The 17,230-nt window shown below is 40.1% G+C and carries 18 protein-coding genes; 7 read left to right on the forward strand and 11 right to left on the reverse strand.

Annotated features, from left to right (window positions below; all coding sequences use genetic code 11):
- Positions 1 to 10 precede the first annotated feature (10 nt).
- From ACO1XM_RS15670 to rpsF, 6 genes are all read right to left on the reverse strand, one after another.
- On the reverse strand, positions 11 to 889 hold the full coding sequence (locus ACO1XM_RS15670) for an alpha/beta hydrolase (protein ID WP_486230670.1): 879 nt from the start codon (positions 887 to 889) through the stop codon (positions 11 to 13).
- Complete coding sequence (locus ACO1XM_RS15675) at positions 886 to 2,859, reverse strand: thioredoxin domain-containing protein (RefSeq protein ID WP_486230672.1); 1,974 nt, start codon at positions 2,857 to 2,859, stop codon at positions 886 to 888. The genes ACO1XM_RS15670 and ACO1XM_RS15675 overlap by 4 nt, the downstream gene beginning before the upstream one ends.
- A 164-nt stretch (positions 2,860 to 3,023) precedes the next feature.
- A complete protein-coding gene (locus ACO1XM_RS15680; protein WP_486230674.1) occupies positions 3,024 to 4,001 on the reverse strand; it encodes a GSCFA domain-containing protein in 978 nt (325 codons plus the stop codon).
- 165 nt (positions 4,002 to 4,166) lie between these two features.
- Positions 4,167 to 4,610 (reverse strand): 50S ribosomal protein L9, encoded by a 444-nt coding sequence (rplI, locus tag ACO1XM_RS15685; protein ID WP_486230677.1) that lies wholly within the window; start codon positions 4,608 to 4,610, stop codon positions 4,167 to 4,169.
- Positions 4,611 to 4,636: 26 nt separating this feature from the next.
- Entirely contained in the window at positions 4,637 to 4,888 is a 252-nt protein-coding gene (gene rpsR / locus ACO1XM_RS15690; protein WP_127123633.1) for a 30S ribosomal protein S18, read from the reverse strand.
- Complete coding sequence (rpsF, locus tag ACO1XM_RS15695) at positions 4,885 to 5,265, reverse strand: 30S ribosomal protein S6 (protein WP_127123634.1); 381 nt, start codon at positions 5,263 to 5,265, stop codon at positions 4,885 to 4,887. The genes rpsR and rpsF overlap by 4 nt, the downstream gene beginning before the upstream one ends.
- 259 nt (positions 5,266 to 5,524) lie before the next feature.
- Between rpsF and ACO1XM_RS15700 the strand changes: the two genes are divergently transcribed.
- The 3 genes from ACO1XM_RS15700 (at position 5,525) to ACO1XM_RS15710 (ending at position 8,081) form a co-directional block, all read left to right on the forward strand.
- Positions 5,525 to 5,965: a hypothetical protein gene (locus tag ACO1XM_RS15700; RefSeq protein WP_486230679.1), complete on the forward strand. Its 441-nt coding sequence runs from the start codon at positions 5,525 to 5,527 to the stop codon at positions 5,963 to 5,965.
- Between the two features lie 71 nt (positions 5,966 to 6,036).
- Positions 6,037 to 6,942 (forward strand): site-specific tyrosine recombinase XerD, encoded by a 906-nt coding sequence (xerD, locus tag ACO1XM_RS15705; protein ID WP_486230681.1) that lies wholly within the window; start codon positions 6,037 to 6,039, stop codon positions 6,940 to 6,942.
- A gap of 104 nt (positions 6,943 to 7,046) precedes the next feature.
- On the forward strand, positions 7,047 to 8,081 hold the full coding sequence (locus ACO1XM_RS15710) for a quinone-dependent dihydroorotate dehydrogenase (RefSeq protein ID WP_486230683.1): 1,035 nt from the start codon (positions 7,047 to 7,049) through the stop codon (positions 8,079 to 8,081).
- A 165-nt stretch (positions 8,082 to 8,246) separates the two neighbouring features.
- Here ACO1XM_RS15710 and ACO1XM_RS15715 read toward each other — a convergent pair whose 3' ends face one another.
- Positions 8,247 to 8,717: a RidA family protein gene (locus ACO1XM_RS15715; protein WP_486230685.1), complete on the reverse strand. Its 471-nt coding sequence runs from the start codon at positions 8,715 to 8,717 to the stop codon at positions 8,247 to 8,249.
- Positions 8,718 to 8,857: 140 nt separating this feature from the next.
- Here ACO1XM_RS15715 and ACO1XM_RS15720 point away from each other — a divergent pair, with 140 nt between their 5' ends.
- The 4 genes from ACO1XM_RS15720 to ACO1XM_RS15735 all read left to right on the forward strand — a co-directional run bounded on the left by ACO1XM_RS15720 (position 8,858) and on the right by ACO1XM_RS15735 (position 12,727).
- A complete protein-coding gene (locus ACO1XM_RS15720; RefSeq protein WP_486230687.1) occupies positions 8,858 to 9,334 on the forward strand; it encodes a hypothetical protein in 477 nt (158 codons plus the stop codon).
- A 116-nt stretch (positions 9,335 to 9,450) separates the two neighbouring features.
- Positions 9,451 to 10,275: an outer membrane beta-barrel protein gene (locus ACO1XM_RS15725; RefSeq protein ID WP_486230689.1), complete on the forward strand. Its 825-nt coding sequence runs from the start codon at positions 9,451 to 9,453 to the stop codon at positions 10,273 to 10,275.
- A 253-nt stretch (positions 10,276 to 10,528) separates the two neighbouring features.
- The gene (locus ACO1XM_RS15730) at positions 10,529 to 11,434 is read left to right on the forward strand and encodes an EamA family transporter (protein ID WP_486230691.1); all 906 of its coding nucleotides are present in this window, start codon (positions 10,529 to 10,531) and stop codon (positions 11,432 to 11,434) included.
- Between the two features lie 102 nt (positions 11,435 to 11,536).
- A complete protein-coding gene (locus tag ACO1XM_RS15735; RefSeq protein ID WP_486230693.1) occupies positions 11,537 to 12,727 on the forward strand; it encodes a metallophosphoesterase in 1,191 nt (396 codons plus the stop codon).
- On the opposite strand, the gene ACO1XM_RS15740 is transcribed toward ACO1XM_RS15735, so the two are convergent.
- The 4 genes from ACO1XM_RS15740 to ACO1XM_RS15755 all read right to left on the reverse strand — a co-directional run bounded on the left by ACO1XM_RS15740 (position 12,722) and on the right by ACO1XM_RS15755 (position 17,161).
- A complete protein-coding gene (locus ACO1XM_RS15740; RefSeq protein ID WP_486230695.1) occupies positions 12,722 to 13,525 on the reverse strand; it encodes a glutaminyl-peptide cyclotransferase in 804 nt (267 codons plus the stop codon). The two genes, ACO1XM_RS15735 and ACO1XM_RS15740, sit on opposite strands and share 6 nt — an antisense overlap.
- 432 nt (positions 13,526 to 13,957) lie before the next feature.
- Entirely contained in the window at positions 13,958 to 14,680 is a 723-nt protein-coding gene (locus ACO1XM_RS15745; RefSeq protein WP_486230697.1) for a head GIN domain-containing protein, read from the reverse strand.
- Between the two features lie 166 nt (positions 14,681 to 14,846).
- Positions 14,847 to 15,497: a pyridoxamine 5'-phosphate oxidase family protein gene (locus tag ACO1XM_RS15750; protein WP_486230699.1), complete on the reverse strand. Its 651-nt coding sequence runs from the start codon at positions 15,495 to 15,497 to the stop codon at positions 14,847 to 14,849.
- A gap of 584 nt (positions 15,498 to 16,081) precedes the next feature.
- On the reverse strand, positions 16,082 to 17,161 hold the full coding sequence (locus ACO1XM_RS15755) for a tetratricopeptide repeat protein (protein ID WP_486230701.1): 1,080 nt from the start codon (positions 17,159 to 17,161) through the stop codon (positions 16,082 to 16,084).
- Between the last annotated feature and the right edge of the window lie 69 nt (positions 17,162 to 17,230).

The raw sequence follows: 17,230 nt of genomic DNA on the forward strand, positions 1-17,230 counted from the left end.
AGTGAATCGTCTAATGTTTTAACAGAAACCTTGCGGGTATATCAAAGCGTGCTCTCCAGTCTGCTTCATGGTGTTCCGCTCCTTCAAATTTTTTGGTTACCCAATGTTCTTTTGGATAGCCACGTTCTTGCATAATCTCGTCAACCACTTTTTGATGCTTTTCATAATAGGCATCTAAACCACCAGTGCCATAATCGAAATAGATGTACGTATGGTTAAATTTGGGAAGATGTTCCTTCACATATTTCTCAAGCACCATGGGTACTTCGGTTTGTTTAAGGTCAAGTGTACCTAACCAGTGTGTTGATAAGCAAGCAACCTTACTAAAAACATCGGGATATTCAAGTACAGCGTATAAAGAAATTAAACCACCCATGCTAGAGCCAGCCATATAGGTATGATCGCGGTCTGGTTTGGTGTGAAAGGTTTTATCAATAAAGGGTTTTAGTTCTGTTACTATAAATTTCAAGTACTCATCAGACAAGGGAGCGCCAGAGACTTTAGTAAATTTTTCTTTAGCCTCGTCAGATAAAAAGGGAAAGGCTTTGGCAGGAAAATATTCAGCAAAGCGTTTTCCTGAATTCCAAATGCCAACGACAATACATTCTTGTACATCTTTTTTGTGCATTAAAGCATGCAGTGTTTCATCCACGCCCCATTCCTGCCCGTTAAAAGCAGTTGAAGCCTGAAAAAGATTTTGCCCATCATGCATGTATAAAACAGGGTATTTCTTTTTTGGATCAGCACCATAACCTTCCGGCAACCATATTTCTACATGGCGCGTGCTTACGTGCGTGGATTTAAAATCTTCAATGCGTTCCAACCGGCCATGACTTACTTGGGCGAAACCGGAGAAACTGATGAGTAGTAAGAGGGCTATACTTTTCATTTGATTTGTTGTAAGGCTTCTTTAATGGTGTTTACTGGCAATTTACAGGTCTTATTAAAACAAACATATACTTTTAAATCACTTTCTTCATTCGTTTTTCCTTTTGCGAGGGATAAAATGCCCTTTTCATTTGCTTGCATGATCAGTGTAAAAGGAAGAAACTCAGCATGCAATTCATTCACTTTTTCATGCAGTTTTTTTCCGGTAACTACTACCTCGGCACGCGTGTGGTATAGTTCCATAGCCGCCATGCCCCAGTTGGCTGTGTAGTTCAACTCGCTTCTTAGTACATGGGCCAGCGATTTAATCATGCCTTCAGCCAGTCGTAAATAGTGATCATGCTCAAAAACCTGTCCAAGTAAGATCAAATTTCGGGCCATCATGGAATTGGAAGAAGAGATTACATTATCGAATACTTCTTTTTTGCGTGCGATGAGATCCTGTTTTGAAGAATAGTAGAAGAAACCATCGCTGTCATCAAAAAATTTATCAAGTACTGAGGCAGTTAAGTCTTTAGCTTTTGCAAGGTAGGAATCATCCAATGTAACCTGATGCATAGCGATGTAGGCAGCAATCAGGGAGGCATAATCATCCAAAAATGCTTCTGTAGCAGAGGTTTTATCTTTATAAGAACGAAAGAGAACATTGTCTTTTAAAAGCTTTTTCTCTATAAAATTGATAATGCCTTTTGCAGCGCTTAAATATTTATCATCCTGCAAATAGCGGTAAGCATCTGTAAGCCCGATAACGGTGAGCGCATTCCAACCACTGAGTATTTTATCATCTAAACCAGGTTTCGGTCTTTTATCGCGTACCGTCAGCAATTCACTTTTTATTTTATTCAGTAGTTCATGATCTACTTCACTATCGGCCTTTCGCTTCAGAATGTTGTTGCCATGCTCCCAGTTTCCTTCGGTAGTACATTCGAAGTGTTTTATAGCTGCTGCATAATTTTCTTTCAAAACACTTTTTAGTTCAGCATCAGTCCAGACATAAAACTTACCTTCTTCACCTTCGCTATCCGCATCCAGTGCAGCGTAATAAGCACCTTCCTGATCCTTCATTTCTCTTTCTAACCATCCGAAAGTTTCTTCTACGGCTCTTTTATATTCTGTGTCTTTGGTCAGGGCATAGGCCTCAGCGTAAAGGCTTAACAATTGTGCATTGTCGTAAAGCATTTTTTCAAAGTGTGGTGCAAACCACTCCCTGTCTACTGAATAACGGGCAAAGCCACCGCCTACCTGATCGTAGATACCCCCATATAGAATGCGCTTAAGGGTAAGGTTGAGGTGACTTAATGCTTCTTCATTGTTGGTGAGTTTGTAATAACGAAGCATCCATTGCCAGACGGATGGCATAATAAACTTAGGTGCCTTGTCTATACCGCCCCAGGTTTTATCAAACTTGGGTGCTGTAGATTGGTATGCTTGCTCAAGTTCCTGTTTCAGGTCGTTGATGGAGTTATTTTGTTTGAATCGTTCAATGTCATTACTGGTGAGTATGTTTCGTAGTTCTTCCGCGGAAGCCAGTACCTGTTCTCGTTTATCGTTGTATGCTTTGTTGATATTGATGAGTACTTGCGCCCAGGCTTTCGGTGAAAAATAAGTACCACCAAAGAAAGGCTTTTGATCAGGGGTTAAAAAAACATTTAAAGGCCAGCCTCCATTAGCGCCCATGGCTTGTACCGCTTCCATGTAAACCTGATCGATGTCAGGTCTTTCTTCTCTGTCTACTTTTATACAGACGAAGAATTCATTCATCAGCGCAGCAATGTCTTCGTTTTCGAATGACTGCTTTTCCATGACATGACACCAATGGCAAGAGGAGTAACCTATGCTAACCAGGATGGGTTTATTTTCCTCTTGTGCTTTTGCAAGGGCCTCTTCATTCCATTCAAACCAATCTACAGGATTTAATGCGTGTTGTAAAAGGTAAGGTGATGTGGCTTTTATAAGACGGTTGGGCTTCATGATCTTTCAAGATTTTAAATTCAAGATTTCAAGGGAAATGTCGTTTAGTCAAGCCTTTTTATAGCCATGGCTCTGCCGAAACGGCCACGTGTAGGCAGGCTCACCTCTAATCCTCTCCGATCGGAGAGGATGAAAATGGAAGCTTGGCTAAACGACATTAGATATCAAATTGCATTAAGCTGCGATTTGATAAGCAACAGTTCTTCTTCAACATTCACCACATTTTTTAGTTCACTTGCTTTAGTGTAAAGTGACTTTAAAAATTGTTGGTGTGCAGCAGAAGAGGGGTGAAAAGGTTTGTGCATTAATGCTGCCTGTATTTCTTTCCATTTTTTAATGAAAGCGATGGTATCAGCATTAAAATAGGTTTGCTGAAATTTTTCCCAGATATAATCTTCAGCTTCTGCTGTCGGATGTAACATATCACTTTTATAGAAGCGATAGTCACGCAAATCATCCATCATGATTTCGTATGCCGGGAAATAGTCAACGTCAGCATATCGCTTACTTAAATGATAACAGCTGGTGCGTAATGTTGCTTTACTTACAGCATTAAGTTCCAGGGTATCTTTCATGTGCCTTACGGGACTTAAGGTTAAGATGATGCGTAAATCGGGCCGTACTTTTTTTAGCGTCTGATATAAATTGTCAAAACTGTCCTGAATTTCTTTTTCGCTTAGTAATGCTTTATTAAACAAGGAAGCAACTTGCTTATGGCAATTGTTTACAATATCGCCTTCTGCTTTTCTTTTATAAACCCAGGCAGTACCGTAGGTAATCAATAAAACGTCACAAACCTGTAAAGTCGCGAGCACACTATTCATTTCTTTTTGAATCTTCTGTTGCAATTCAGTTTTACTCATGGCACTGAAAGAAGAATGCAAATGATAGTTCAGGAATACATCCTGCTGTGCTACGTAAGCATTCTCAGCCAGCCTTGTGCCTGAGAGTGCATGCGACAGTAAATAATGAATGGAGATCGGGTTGTACGCGGTGCCAAATGGATTTACAATCACCTTAAACTTAGCTTCCTTCATTCGTGAGCCAATGGCATCTGCGAAGCAAGAGCCTATAGTGAGGTAGGAATTATTAAGTCCTGATTTATGCTTAGCAGGCGTTGTAAGGAGTTCAGTGCGGAACATGACGAAAGATAGAGATTTTTAGCCTCAACCTCTGCCTCTTTCCATTGGTAGGGTGGTCAACACATAAGAATGAGAACACGAGCGTGGTAAGTCGAGGGTGTGAAGAGACTAAAACAAAAAGGTCAACCAGTAATGGTTGACCTTTTATTATTTGTTCAGTACTGATTACTCAGCTACTACAGAGATTTTAATCTCATGCTTTACTTCTTTGTGGAGATCAAGCAATACTGAGTAGGTTCCTAATTGCTTAGGGCTTTCTTTCAATACTACTTTTCTACGGTCTACATCAAAGCCTTTAGCTTTTAATGCATCAGCTACCTGAATAGCCGTTACAGCACCGAAAATACGGCCTGTTTCACCAGCTTTTGTACCGATAGTAAGCGTTAAGTCACCAATGTTTTGAGCCAATGCATCAGCATCCTGCTTTAACTTGGCAGCCTTGTGCGCCATCTGGCGGATGTTCTCCGCTACCATTCTTTTATTTGAATCTGTTGCTACTGATGCTACACCAGAAGGGATCAGGTAATTGTTGGCATAACCAGGTTTTACCTTTACCACATCATTTTTATAGCCCAAACCCGCAACGTCTGTTTTCAAAATTACTTCCATGATTCTTTCGTTTTCGTGTTGGACAATTATTTCAAGCCATCGCCAGTGAAAGGTAGAATCGCCATGTGACGTGCACGCTTTACAGCCTGGGCCACGCGAGTCTGAAATTTCCAGCTGGTTCCGGTTAGCCTTCTTGGAAGGATCTTACCTTGCTCGTTGATAAACTTCAACAAGAAATCAGGATCTTTGTAATCGATATACTTGATACCGTTTTTCTTAAAGCGGCAATACTTAGGTTTTACCTCAGCGCGCTTGATTGGTTCGTTTTGTAAGCTCATCGTGCTAATTCCTCCTCAGTTTTTCTAACAGGTTTTACTTTTCCTTTGTTAAACTCGCCTTTGCGTCTGCGTTCGTTGTATTTAACAGCGTGCTTATCCAACACGGTTGTTAAAAAGCGCATAACTGATTCGTCTCGTCTGTACTCTGTTTCCAAAGTGTTGATTAGACTAGGAGCTGCGGCAAATTCGATCAGTGCATAGAAGCCGGTTGACTTATGCTGGATTGGGTATGCCAGCTTCTTAAGTCCCCAATGCTCAACGTTTACCACGTTAGCATCGGCCTTCTTCAACACCTTCACAAACTTGTCGACAGTATCCTTCATCTGATCTTCAGACAAAACGGGATTTAAAATGAATACCGTCTCGTAATTGTTCATGTTTTTGTGTGTTTTTAAAATGAGGTGCAAAGATAGGAAATGTGCAGGAAATGGTAAAATACTGTGAGAAGATTGTTTTAGAGCGATGAAATGCAATGAAATTTTGGTTAAATAATTGATTTTCAGCATCTTAAAATAACCTATAAGCTGATGGCTGCCAGCTACGAGTTTCTAGCTTCTAGCCTCTAGTCTCGAACCTCCAATCTCAGGTTTTACAACTATTTAATGCCTAATCTTGTCTAAAGCCTAAAAACTTAGCATGAACAGATTTACCTCAGTGCCTCTTTTAACAGGAATTTTGCTTTCAGCCTGCTTTAATGCCCCACAAACGCAGAAAAGTGCCTGCGCAGTAAAATGGCAATTGGTGGAAATGACTGGTAATATGGCCAATGTGCCACCCCAGAAAGGAGAAGCCATGAGCTGGCAGGAATCATACATCCTGCATGCTGATTCGACTTTTACGAAAGAGAGGCGTGGAGATAAAAAGTTACAGGCAATTGGCAGGTATAAATTTGTTAACATCGGAGAGGAGCAAATGATAGAATTCCAGTATGAGGCTGCCAGCGAGATTGTTGGTTCTTGCATGGCTGCCGACAAAGAAACATTACGATTATCAAATGGCAAATTATACGGAACCTGGCAGGCTTGCGATGGCCCCGGGCTTACCTACGAACGCATGACCGTTGACTGCGAAGATTGATAACATCATTCTTTTAAATTTTTGTTGAGGCTTAGCAAGTGTTCATCGGCTGTTCTACCTTGCTGTGGCATATGTGGACGAGTTATATCAAGCAATTCGAAACGTACCTGAAACTGGAGCGTTCACTTTCTTCAAATTCCATAGAAGCTTATAGTCGTGATGTAGAAAAACTGGCGCAGTTTACGGAGATGACTTATCCGAATACTTCGGCATTGAAATTAAGTTATCCGCAATTACAGGCTTTCATCCAATACATTTCCGAATTGGGTATGAGTGCTTATAGTCAGGCACGCATACTTTCTGGCATAAAGGCATTTTATAAATTTCTGATTGCTGAAGAACTGATCAGTGATGATCCTACTGCTTTATTAGAAGGTCCTAAACTAGGGCGTAAACTACCCGATACACTGAGTGTAGAAGAAATTGATAAACTTTTTGCGGCTATCGATTTATCTACTCCTGAAGGGCAACGCAACCGCGCCATCTTAGAAGTATTATACAGCTGCGGCTTACGTGTTTCTGAATGTGTGGAGCTGAAGATTAATAATTTATACCTGGAAGAAAAAGCTGTTGGCTTTGTGCGCGTGATCGGTAAAGGCAACAAAGAAAGACTGGTGCCGATTGGGCAGGATGCCACGAAATATGTAAACATCTACCTACAACAAATAAGGCCGCTGATTCCTGTGCAAAAAGGATTTGAAGGACACGTATTCCTGAACAGACGTGGCAAGAAACTCACTCGCGTGATGATCTTTACCATTATTAAAAACCTGGTTGCCACCATAGGTTTAAAGAAAACGATTAGTCCGCACACCTTCCGGCATTCATTTGCTACGCACTTAATTGAAGGCGGTGCTGATTTACGTGCCGTGCAGGAAATGCTGGGGCACGAATCGATTACGACTACAGAGATTTACACACATTTAGACAGAGATTATTTACGAAGTGTGGTTCAGCAGTTTCATCCGAGGAGTTAATTGTTGGTTGTTAGTTGATGGTTTTTCGTTATTAGAAATAAGCGAACAACGAACAACGAACAACTAGCAACAATCATTACTTTTGCGCTTATTTGACTGCTGCCATGTATAAATCAATCATTCGCCCGCTTCTCTTCCTTTTCGATCCTGAGAAAGTCCATCATTTTACATTTCGTTTACTGACCTTAAAAGGGAAGGTGCCTGGTTTTAAAGCCATTGTTTCCAGCATATTTAATTACGAGCACGCAACACTTGAGCGCACGCTTTTTGGCATTAGGTTTAAAAATCCTGTGGGACTCGCAGCAGGTTTTGATAAAGATGCAAAACTAATTGATGAATTGGCTGCCTTTGGTTTTGGCTTTATCGAGATAGGTACACTTACACCAAAAGCACAATCGGGTAATGATAAGCCTCGCTTATTTCGTTTGCCCAAAGACCAGGCCATTATTAATCGCATGGGTTTTAATAATGGGGGAGTAGCTGAAGCAGTTGAACGTTTAAAGAAGCGGTCATCTCAAGTGATTGTTGGGGGTAACATTGGCAAGAATAAAATCACACCTAATGAAAATGCACTGGATGACTATGCTTATTGTTTCGAACAACTCTATGCACATGTCGATTATTTTGTAATCAACGTAAGCTCGCCAAATACCCCTGGCTTGCGCGAATTGCAGGAGAAAGAACCCCTGCGCAAACTCTTGTCGTACGTGAAAGGCTTGAGTTTAGCGAAACCAACACCTAAACCTGTGTTATTAAAAATTGCTCCTGATCTTACTGAGAGCCAGTTGAGTGATGTGATTGAGATTTTGAAAGAAACCAATACAGACGGTATCATTGCCACCAACACTACCATATCACGCGAAGGCTTAAGCACATCAACTGCAGAAGTGCTGGCAATTGGCGCTGGTGGGTTAAGCGGTAAGCCACTGACCCAACGGTCGACAGAAGTAATTACCTATTTAAGAAAAAATTTAGGCAAGACTTATCCCATCATTGCTGTGGGAGGTATTATGACCCCACAGGATGCGATTGATAAATTAAATGCCGGTGCAGACCTTATTCAGGTGTACACTGGTTTTGTATATGAAGGGCCAGGCTTTGTAAAAAAAATAAACAAAGCGATTGCCTCAATTTCTTAACCCTCACTTTCTATCAACATTGGTCAGCATTAACTTTTGTTATTCAATCGGAACAACAGTCACTGATTCTTTAACGTATTTGGGTTATGCTGTTTCGGTCTGAGGGGACTCAGACCGAGGAGTAGTGTTTGTAAAAAGAATTAGCAAAGCCATTGTGTGAAATTATTAATTCTCTTTGTCCGGAATAACCGCTATGGCTTCAATCTCAATCAAATAATCCGGATGGACTAGTGATTGTACACCTACCAAAGTACTGGCAGGCGGATTTTCTTTAGACAAGTATCCCTTTCTCACTTCACGCACGATATCAATATCGCTTGGTTTATAGTTAACCACATAGGTTGTCATTTTCACCACATCCTCAAACCGGGCACCGGCAAAACGCAAGCAATACAAAAGGTTATCGTACACCTGTTTTGTTTGTGCTTTTAAGTCTCCTTCGCCCACTACTTGCCCTGCTTCGTTAACGGGTACTTGTCCGGAAATATAGATGGTTTTACCTGAGCCAGTCACCACTGTATGCGTATAGCCACTGGGTTTTATTCTAAAGGGATTGATAAATTCTTTTTCTACAGATTGCGCAAACAGCCCAGACGCAATACTGAATAAGACGATGATAGTTAATAAGTGTTTCATAGAAGTATTTTTTATTGGAAATTAAGATTGTTGATCGCATTTATGACCTTTATCAGGAGAACGATTGCCTTAAGGTATCCTTTCTTATTCCGCTTTCAAACCTAAATTTATACATTAGCTGAAGTAAAATTTATATAGCCATGACACCACTTTTCAAAAAAATGAATTTTAAAGCGCATGAAGCGATTTTCGCTATACAAGCACCTGAAAGTTTTTCCGCTGAATTAAAAGAAATGGGAAAAGTGACTGCGATTAAAACAAGTTTAAAAGCTGCAAAGGTTATTCCTTTCTTCATAGCTTTTGTAACCAAACAAAAAGAAGTTGATGCACTGGCAGAACAGATTGGGAAGTTGGTGAAAGCAGATGAGGTGATCTGGTTTGCTTACCCGAAGGGTACATCGAAAAAGTATACCTGCGAATTTAACCGCGATAACGGTTGGAAAAGCTTAGGAAAACTGGGCTTTGAAGGTGTGCGCATGGTGGCTATTGACGAAGACTGGAGTGCCTTGCGTTTTCGCAGAGCAGAGCATATAAAAACCATGACACGCTCTTTTGCTATGTCAGATAAGGGTAAGGAAAAGGTTGCAAAAACCGCAAAAAAGAAGGTTAAAAAATAACTTTTTGGTATTTTCTCACCTTTGAAATTCTGTTTTTTGATTGAATATCATGCATGCACTTTTAGAATGGTTACCACTTTCTGATCTTGCGCATCAAGGCTAAACGATTAAAACCTATGACTAAACCCCTTTACATTTTAGTGCTTTTTATTTGCCTCGCAACGGTACCTGTATGCGCCCAGATACATTTGGGTGCCACCTCTGCTTACAATGCAACTTTTGTATTGGACAAAGGCTTAAGCGATGACCCCCGCTATAACTCAACGTATACCTATCAGTTATCGCCCGTGGGTTTCAACTTTGGTGTTGACTTCGGAAAAAAATTCGGTTTACAACTGGAGTCTATTCTTTCAAACCAGGGTCAGATTTATGAACTGGTAGATGTTGCCGGTAAGGTGGCAGGTGAGCGCAAAATCGATTTGCAATACATCAATATTCCCATGATGATGAAATTTATGGGCGGTGGCGATGGTAAAGCAAGAACAAATTTCAACTTTGGTCCTCAACTTTCTTTATTAAGTAAAGCCAAAGAAACATTGCAGGCTAATGCAGGTACTTTTTCAATTCCTGAAGGTGTAGATTTTGCAGCTATACAGCAAGAGTTTCCTTCCGCAGTAGATAATGGAGATGGCACTTATGATATCCCTACTACCCAAACACCTAAAGATCTTTTAACAAAGGAGGCCAATGATTTTCGCAATGCTGAATTTCAATTAGCCATGGCTTTTGGTTTTGATCTGGATTTAAGCAAACACTTATACTTGTCTGCACAGGTACGCGCTAACTACAGTTTAACAGACATGCGCAATGGCGATGTGATTGATGCTTTAAAGGCAGGCAATGCCGGTGACATTTTTGGCTCAAGAGCCAACTTGCTGGTGGGTGTACAAATGGGTTTACACTGGTACTTCGGTACTTTGCGTTCTTTTAAGAATAAGTAAGATTCTATATATCGATAATAGAAAGCCATCCCGCATGTGGATGGCTTTTTATATTACTAGAAGTCTTCTCAAAATACTTCAAACAGTATCATTGCGAGGAATTGGGCTGGGATATGCGGTGGATTGACGAAGCAATCTATTTATGATTATTTAAAGCAATGAGGAGGTCTCTTTTTTTTATATGGCCCCTAATGACATTGTTTTTATCGGCTTTAAGTAGCTAAGCACTAAAACTGTATATTCGCCCCATTCTATGCAGAGTTCAAAACATGTGGCGTCAGGGATCGCTGCTTTTATTATCTGGGGCTTTTTTGCCATTCCTTTACGTGCACTCAGTGATTATTCTGCAGGACAGATTCTGTATTTCCGGATTTTATTATCACTGGCGGTTCTCATTGTTGTGGTCGCAGGCTTCAGGCGTAAACAGGTAGGGGAGGCTTTGCAACTATTGAGCGGTTTCACAAAGCGCAAACGCTGGTTGGTCATTCTGCTCACCTTGGGTGGAGGGCTGCTATTAACCATTAACTGGCTTACCTTTATTTATATTGTCAACAACATTAATATTAAAACAGCTTCTTTCTCTTACCTGATCTGTCCGGTGATTACCGCTGTACTGGGGAGTCTGCTTCTGAATGAATCCATGACACAACAAAAATGGCTGGCTGTTGCTTTATGTGCCCTTAGCTGTGTGTTGATTGGATTGAGTTCGGCATTAGAACTTGGGTATAGTTTCCTTACCGCGATTACGTATGCGCTTTACCTGATATCGCAACGCAGAAACCAGGGCTTCGATCGCATGATTACCCTGGCCATACAAGTGGCATTTTCCTTACTGGTGCTGACAGCCTTATTGCCCTACTTGCTAACCGAGGTTCCGCAGACCACAGATTTTTATGTAATCATTTTTATTGTGGCAGCATGCTTTACCGTACTACCGCTTTTCTTAAATCTGTTCGCCTTAAATAAAGTAGATGCAGCTACCATTGGTATCATTATGTATATCAATCCTTTGTTAAACTTCACCATTGCTGTAACTGTCTTTGGCGAGAAGCTGAGTACGATTCAGATTATTGGTTATACAACCATCTTCATTGCCTTGGTATTATTTAATTATACCAGCCTTGCTAAAATTTTTCAACCATCGCACGCTAAAAATTGAACAGTCGCATGTTCACAACTGAACAAAGCTTGCTGCTAAAAGCCTTTTTTAATATGTAATCGGATTGGCAGTGTATTTGAATAGAAGCGGAAAACTTTGTTCATGAAAAAAAGAATCCTAACCTATCTGAAGTACACACTCTATGGTATCCTCATCGTTATTGTTGTTTGTCTTGGTCTTTTATTTTATTCAGGTAATAGCGTAAAGTATAACCGCAATCATAGCATTAACAGTGATTCACTAGCCGGAGAAGGCCCTTATATTGTTTACCAGCATGATCAGGTGCGTCAGGTTTATTTCAAGGGTAGTAAAGCAGAGGGGTATGCGCTTGATGAAAAAATAGTTCAGGACAGTATCGCAGAAGTACGTGTGAATTATTATCCTGATCAATCTTCCTTTAAAGTACAACTCCCCATCTATAAGCATTTTAGACCTGAGGCTGCTGTTTATCCTGAGCCGGAAAAACTGCTTGTTATTTCTGATATCGAAGGCGGTTTTTCGGCTTTCAGAAATCTACTCATCGCTAATGGTGTTATGAATGAAACTTATCAATGGACGTATGGTAAAGGTCATGTAGCACTGGCAGGTGACTTTGTAGACAGGGGTTATTTTGTAACACAGGTACTATACCTGATTTTTCATTTAGAGCAACAAGCCCAGCAGGCTGGTGGAAAAGTGCACTACATATTAGGCAATCATGAAATTATGAACATGCAGGGCGATCATAGTTATGCCGTTGGTAAATATGCCTATGCAGCTACTCTGCTGGGGATACAGCATGCAGAACTGTATGCCGGAGATAAAACCTTTTTGTCGCGTTGGCTGTCTTCAAAGAACACCATGGTAAAAATTGGAGATAATTTAATCGTACATGCAGGCCTGCACCCCGACTTTGTTACTGTAGATTTTAATATTGATTCTATTAATCAGAAAGTAAGAAATAGCTATGCACATACGCCAGTAAGAAGAATGGGTGATGATAAAATGCAATTCGAGCTCTTGTACAGTTACCATAAAAGTCATTACTGGTACCGAGGTTATTTTAAAGAATCGCTTGATGAAAAGGATCTTGACAAACTACTAAAGCATATTGCTTGTAAAAGAATTATTGTTGGGCATACCGTACAATCAAAAGTAAAAACTTTGTATGGTGGAAGAATTGTGGCTGTGGATGTACAGCACAGACAAGAGGAGTGGGGTAGCTATTTTCCGGAAGCTACAGCACAAGCTCTGTTAATCGAACAATCGACTTTATACCGTGTCGACTTAAAAGGTCAGAAGACTGTCTTATAAATTCTCGGCCTCTTTGAATTTTAGGGAATAAATAAATGGCCAGTACTTGCCGGTAACCAGCATAGACTTGGTGCCGGCATGCCAGGCTATTCCATTTAATACATCCATAGAAGGATTAACCATTCTCGCCTGTGATACAAGATCAGACAGATCCATGATGCCAACCACTTTGCCATTGGTGAGATCGATTTTAACAATGCTATTGCTTTGCCATACATTAGCAAAGACAAAACCATCGATGTACTCGAGTTCGTTTAGTTGGTTGAGTACTTTTCCTTCGTAGGTTACAGGCAATGATTTCACCACACTTAAATTCACAGTGTCAAGGAAATAGAGTTTATCGCTGCCATCGCTCATAATGAGATGCTCATTGTTGTGAGTAATGCCCCAACCTTCAGTGCTATAGTTAAAATCTTTTAATTTTTTGAAAGTAGTAAGATCATAGACGAAACCAATTTTACTTTGCCAGGTGAGTTGATAGATTTTATTATTGAGGATGGCAATACCCTCTCCGAAGTATTGATTTGCGAGCGTTACTTTTTTATCAGCTTCCCCGGTAGAAATGTTGACAATACCAATCCATGAATTATTCTGCCCTGTGCTTTCATATAGCTTGCCATTGTGAATGGTGAAACCCTGTGTGAAAGATTTTGTATCGTGTGGAAAACTCCGCTGAACGCTGTAAGCGATGCGTGGTGTCTGAGCAGGAGTGCTATTTTCCTTTTTTTCTTTATCGGAAGAACAGGCACTGACTATCCATGTAGAAAGGAGTATGAAGAGGAGGAGACGATTTAACATGGTCAAAAAATTATGGCTAATACATATGCAAGCTAATTTTTTGTTTGTGATAATAAAATAGGGTGGGGTATTTAATGATGTAAGGTTATTCCTAGGGGTTTATAACTTTAGTATGAGACAGTCTAATAGATGCTGAACTAAAAGAGAGTATTTCAAATTATTTGGTGAATGGGCAATGACAGAGTTTTTACTCTCAGGCCGCATGGCCTCGCATACTCATTCAAGGCTGTATGCTACCCCTGCTTGCGCTAAAGCTTCAGCGAAAGCAAGCGCACGTATCCCTGCCAGGCCGAAGGTAGCATAATGCCTTGTCTGAGTAGGCTGTAAGGAAGCAGCGTAAATTCAATGGATTCAGCACTAAAAAGAAAACCTTCGAATAATCCTGTTGCCAGTTAATTCGAAGGCTTTTTAATATCTTAATGACAGTGCTATTTAATAAGCTCTTTCAACCGTGCCAGAGCCGTAAACTTTTTTAGAAGTGTTTTTTGTATTGCCTTTGTGTTTCAGACTGCCGCTACCCAACACTTGTGCATCCAGCGTGGTGGTTACATTAAGCTCGCAGCTTCCTGAACCACTCAGTTTTGCCTTGACTGTCTCCAGGGGGCAATCAAAAGCGTAGAGGTTACCGGGGCCGCTGATGAAGGCATCCATGTTGGTAGCATATCCCTTCAAAATCAATTTACCAGGACCACTAACTTCAGCTTTGATCTGCTCACCTTTTACATCCACTTCAATGCTGCCACTACCTGATACAAGTAAAGAGATGTTAGAGGCGGCAATAGAGTTTTCAGATACGATCTTTCCGCCACCATTTACCTGTAGTTCGCTTATGTTTTTAACACTCACATAAACCTTCATTGTAGGGTTTACCTTGATGTCGTCAATTTTTGCCCAGATACTTTTGTTGGGTGCTTCTGGTTTGCGTTCAATGTTGATAAGCAATACACCATTTTCGACCTTGATATCCGTAAGGTCATAAATTTCTGTAAGGGCTTCAACGGTTACTTCCTGTTTGTTGGTCTGCTTTAAATATACAGTGTAGTTTGAGTTAACAGCGATGCTCTTAAACTCAGGTAGCTCCAGGGTTTTCTTGGTTACTTGTGCCACACCGAGTAGGGGCAACAAAAGAAATAGAAGAAGGGATTTTGTTTTCATAGTCGATAGATTCATAGGGTTAAATTACAGTTTAGCGGTAAAAGGAAACCGAAATTTATCGATAAAAAAGGCGGTTTATCTCTTTTCTTTGAAGATTGCCCTGTAAACCAGTATAAAAACAACCAGCCCCACACAAAGGGCAATGGTATTACCAAGGGTTAGAAATTTAATCGCGTGCATGTTTCAGGTACGCTGGTAAAGGTACACTTAATTTCATTTCGGGATCAACAATGGGCGCTTTTCTCTCAACTTGTAAGGGCACCACACCCGCCCATATGGGCAGACTATAATCTTCCTCATCGTCTTTAGGGGCACCTGTTCTTACCTTGGCTGAAGCTTCTTCAATCTTAAACTTAAGTACCATGGTCGCCTTCCATTCATTGTCTGTTGGCTTGCGTACATCATCCCACCTGCCAGGTTGCATTTTATTGGTAAACACTTCCAGCGATTGATAAATTTCCTCTTTATCTTCAACACGAACGGCTTCGCTAAACATAACGACTGAGCGATAGTTAACGGAGTGATGAAAGGCAGAGCGTGCAAGCACTAATCCATCGAGGTGCATAACACTAATACAAACTTTCGCTTTGTGCTCTGCCAAATAACGCATGTAATGACTACCCACTGAGCCATGAATGTAGAGATGATCACCAATTCTGCAAAAGCCGGTAGGAATCTGGAAGGGCGCATTGTCTTGTGTAAAGGCAACAGTACAGACGAGCGCATCATCTAGTATGGCATAGATAGTGGCTTCATCATATACGCCCCGCTTGGGTAAGCGTGTGATGCCGGTCTTGTCGGTTTTTTTGATGGTCATGGTTGTATTAATAAGTTTGTTTCAATTTTCTTAAATCTACAATTGTTAGTACTAGGTATCCCATCAAAAATATGGTTGGCGGAATCACTTTCCATGATAGATAAGAATCCCAGGTAATTAGAGCAAAAGTTCCTCCTATTAGTGTAAGAATTTGAAAGACTAACCCATAAATTCGAAGATATTTTATATTACTGTTAGTTACGTTCTTTAATTCTTTAATCCCTTCGTGAATTGAATATACAATGAAACCCAGTGTAAGAGAATTTATTAGAATATTAAGAGTTATGTCAAGCTCATCCTGTGAGCCCCATTTATTTAATACCGTTGCAATCATGTTGTAAACCATATAGGCAACTACACTAAATCTTATTATGGGTATGATCTTCATATTTGCTGCTAACTATTGAATTAACTCCTTAGCTCTTCCGGATTTACAATCTGGAAGCTCTATCAAAGATTTTTTAATTCGTTTTTATACCTAAAGGAATTGAAATGACTTCCTAAACTATTGCGCTTAACTTATGGTCTCAGACCTTAGGATACAGCTTCCGAATTGCAAATTCGGAAAAGCAGTGTAGTTACTCTTATTGACAATACGTTTTTTGCGCGTCTAAGATCATTGCTTTATGATCACCCAGTTTAATACCTCTTGCTAAATCACTGCATATTTTCTCTAATTCATCCTTAGGAATATCGACTTTGTCTTTGGAGGCCATAATTGTCACACCATTATTCTTGCTCAATGTCCGACTGTTTTTAAATTCATATTTTCTCAGTCTTGAAAAGGCCCTGTTACTAATTGCCTCCTTGTATAGAGGCTCTAATTCAATCGCTTTATCATAATCCCTTATAGCCTCATCAAACCTGAGGTCGTTTAAATATGCTGTTCCTCTATGAAAATAGGCGTCACTCAAATCTGGATTTAGTTCAATGGCTTTGTCCAATGTTTTAGCAGCACCTGAATAGTTATACTCGTCAAACATCTTCATTGCTTTTTTAAATAGTGTTTGAAGTTTTTTTTCCTCCGCAGTCAGTATCGGTTCACCGTCCTTGAATTGTGTTTGTCTTTTTAATTGTCCACCAGAGTACCAGTCTTGCCAAAGGCCATCATTTTTCCCATTCTTGAAATTTCCTTTCTGGTGTATTTGTCCTTCAATAAAATAATCAACAGTTTCCCCATGAGTTACCCCGTTTACATAAGTTCTAAAATATTTCTTACTCCCATTTTGATAGTAGACCGTGCGAATTCCATCAAGGCCTCCTTCTTTCAGAATTCCTTCCCCTTGTTTTTTTCCGTTATAGTAGTAATCAATAAATGGTCCAGTGTATGGAACTGTCGAGCCTTTGGAGTACCATTTTCCGTCCTTTTGTTCCATTTGTCTTGTTGTTGATATCTTTTTTATTTCATCAGGCCTTTTTGCAAATTCCTTGGTAATAATGAAAATTATTTTGTCAAAATCTTTATATCCATATTTACCAATCTCAATTTTGTTCGTTACCACAGTTAAAGTTTCAATATCTGTTTCTGTAAGCGTTCCGTCTTCTTCGTCCGGATCTTCTATTATTGCAATGGAGTCAACCACATACAAAACTCTTTCTTGTGTCTCTTGCCCGTAAGTCGTTAAGGTTAAAACTGTTAAAGCGAGAAATATTATTCTTTTCATATGTTAGTTAATCTTTGCTTAAAGCACTACTTCTACTCTTCTAGATCTACAATCAGGAAGTCTTATCAA

It is taken from the genome of Chryseotalea sp., from assembly GCF_057350905.1.

Bases quoted from the DNA above. Each gene is read 5' to 3' on its own strand.
- ACO1XM_RS15670 (WP_486230670.1), bottom strand. From the start codon at position 889: ATGAAAAGTATAGCCCTCTTACTACTCATCAGTTTCTCCGGTTTCGCC.
- ACO1XM_RS15675 (WP_486230672.1), bottom strand. From the start codon at position 2,859: ATGAAGCCCAACCGTCTTATAAAAGCCACATCACCTTACCTTTTACAA.
- ACO1XM_RS15680 (WP_486230674.1), bottom strand. From the start codon at position 4,001: ATGTTCCGCACTGAACTCCTTACAACGCCTGCTAAGCATAAATCAGGA.
- rplI (WP_486230677.1), bottom strand. From the start codon at position 4,610: ATGGAAGTAATTTTGAAAACAGACGTTGCGGGTTTGGGCTATAAAAAT.
- rpsR (WP_127123633.1), bottom strand. From the start codon at position 4,888: ATGAGCTTACAAAACGAACCAATCAAGCGCGCTGAGGTAAAACCTAAG.
- rpsF (WP_127123634.1), bottom strand. From the start codon at position 5,265: ATGAACAATTACGAGACGGTATTCATTTTAAATCCCGTTTTGTCTGAA.
- ACO1XM_RS15700 (WP_486230679.1), top strand. From the start codon at position 5,525: ATGAACAGATTTACCTCAGTGCCTCTTTTAACAGGAATTTTGCTTTCA.
- xerD (WP_486230681.1), top strand. From the start codon at position 6,037: ATGTGGACGAGTTATATCAAGCAATTCGAAACGTACCTGAAACTGGAG.
- ACO1XM_RS15710 (WP_486230683.1), top strand. From the start codon at position 7,047: ATGTATAAATCAATCATTCGCCCGCTTCTCTTCCTTTTCGATCCTGAG.
- ACO1XM_RS15715 (WP_486230685.1), bottom strand. From the start codon at position 8,717: ATGAAACACTTATTAACTATCATCGTCTTATTCAGTATTGCGTCTGGG.
- ACO1XM_RS15720 (WP_486230687.1), top strand. From the start codon at position 8,858: ATGACACCACTTTTCAAAAAAATGAATTTTAAAGCGCATGAAGCGATT.
- ACO1XM_RS15725 (WP_486230689.1), top strand. From the start codon at position 9,451: ATGACTAAACCCCTTTACATTTTAGTGCTTTTTATTTGCCTCGCAACG.
- ACO1XM_RS15730 (WP_486230691.1), top strand. From the start codon at position 10,529: ATGCAGAGTTCAAAACATGTGGCGTCAGGGATCGCTGCTTTTATTATC.
- ACO1XM_RS15735 (WP_486230693.1), top strand. From the start codon at position 11,537: ATGAAAAAAAGAATCCTAACCTATCTGAAGTACACACTCTATGGTATC.
- ACO1XM_RS15740 (WP_486230695.1), bottom strand. From the start codon at position 13,525: ATGTTAAATCGTCTCCTCCTCTTCATACTCCTTTCTACATGGATAGTC.
- ACO1XM_RS15745 (WP_486230697.1), bottom strand. From the start codon at position 14,680: ATGAAAACAAAATCCCTTCTTCTATTTCTTTTGTTGCCCCTACTCGGT.
- ACO1XM_RS15750 (WP_486230699.1), bottom strand. From the start codon at position 15,497: ATGACCATCAAAAAAACCGACAAGACCGGCATCACACGCTTACCCAAG.
- ACO1XM_RS15755 (WP_486230701.1), bottom strand. From the start codon at position 17,161: ATGAAAAGAATAATATTTCTCGCTTTAACAGTTTTAACCTTAACGACT.